This window comes from Brevibacillus sp. HB2.2 (assembly GCF_013284275.1).
Taxonomy (GTDB): domain Bacteria; phylum Bacillota; class Bacilli; order Brevibacillales; family Brevibacillaceae; genus Brevibacillus; species Brevibacillus brevis_D.
The window spans coordinates 1-1,279 of sequence record NZ_JABSUV010000098.1 but is presented as its reverse complement, the minus strand read 5'-3'; the positions used below and the strand labels follow the sequence as shown (position 1 = coordinate 1,279).

Here is a 1,279-nt window from a genome sequence, read left to right as displayed (position 1 = left end):
TGAAGTGCACCCCTTAAAGTAGACATTGGAATAACCCTTGTGGTTTACCGATGAACTTTAGGGGGTGCATTTTTTATGGCGACTAAAGGTCAAAAGTTTATGAGTTATCCAGATACCCTGAAAAGGGAAGCCATACGTTTACATCTTGAGGAAAAATGGACGTATAAACGAATTACAGAACATCTGGGGATTCTGGACAAAGATCGTGTGAAAAAGTGGATGAGAAAGTACAGACAGCTTGGAGAGTTTGGACTCCTAGATCAACGTGGACGTCGAGAGACGTATATTGACCAGGACCGTCATGTTCAAAAATTAAAGCGTGAAAATGAAATCCTAAAAAAGTGTTTGGAAATCTGGGTACGGGAGGTGTAAGGAAGAAATATCACATTGTAGAGACATTGTCTTCAACCTTCATGGTAACTGAGATTTGTAAGGCTTTAGGTGTCTCAAGAAGCGGATATTATAAGTACCTCTCCACAAAAAAACAGAACAAGGATAAAGCTTTGAAAGAGAAGATCAAGTCGATCTATAAGCAAAGGAAAGGAATTTACGGCTACCGCAGAATTCAAGCAGAACTAGTACGTCAGTATGGCTGTAAAGTAAACCATAAAAAAGTGTTGCGGTTGATGCAAAATTTGGGGATAAAAGCAGTTATTCGTCGGAAACGCGCCTACATCACCACTTTTCAAGCCATCGTATCCGATGGACGTGTAGCCGAAAACATGCTAAATCGTGATTTCGTTGCTCAGAGACCAAATCAAAAATGGGTAACTGACGTTACCCAATATCGAATCGGAGATGAACGCATCTATCTCTCAGCAATTAAAGATTTGTGTACGCGCGAAATTGTTGCCTATCATATTAGCTCTCGAAACGACAATGCGCTAGTTCTTGAGACTTTCAAGAAAGCATTTAAAACACAAAAAGACGTGACTGGTGTGATCGTTCACAGCGATCAGGGTCACCAGTACACGTCCCATGCATACCACGACATGCTGCCTACGGTTGGCGCCCAGATCAGCATGTCACGACGAGGTAATTGCCTAGACAACTCCTCGATGGAAAGCTTCTTTTCTCATTTGAAAACCGAAGCTCTATATCCCTATGATATACGAGATGTACAAGATGCTCAAAGAAGAATTGAGGAATATATCCATTTTTACAACGACGAACGTCTTCAACTGAAATTAAAAAAACTGACGCCTAGTGAATTTAGGCGTCAGTTAGCGGCCTAACGGCCGGGGTTTTTCTTACTGTCTACGAAATGGGGTCTTGACCA

Annotated in this window: 2 protein-coding genes; both read left to right on the top strand. The window is 41.6% G+C overall.

Annotated elements, in window-relative coordinates; genetic code table 11:
• The first annotated feature begins 75 nt into the window (after positions 1 to 75).
• Positions 76 to 372 (top strand): helix-turn-helix domain-containing protein, encoded by a 297-nt coding sequence (locus tag HP401_RS35510; protein WP_173607620.1) that lies wholly within the window; start codon positions 76 to 78, stop codon positions 370 to 372.
• 41 nt (positions 373 to 413) lie between these two features.
• Complete coding sequence (locus HP401_RS35505; protein WP_254457240.1) at positions 414 to 1,235, top strand: IS3 family transposase; 822 nt, start codon at positions 414 to 416, stop codon at positions 1,233 to 1,235.
• The last annotated feature ends 44 nt before the right edge of the window (positions 1,236 to 1,279 follow it).

Bases quoted from the DNA above. Each gene is read 5' to 3' on its own strand.
- HP401_RS35510 (WP_173607620.1), top strand. From the start codon at position 76: ATGGCGACTAAAGGTCAAAAGTTTATGAGTTATCCAGATACCCTGAAA.
- HP401_RS35505 (WP_254457240.1), top strand. From the start codon at position 414: ATGGTAACTGAGATTTGTAAGGCTTTAGGTGTCTCAAGAAGCGGATAT.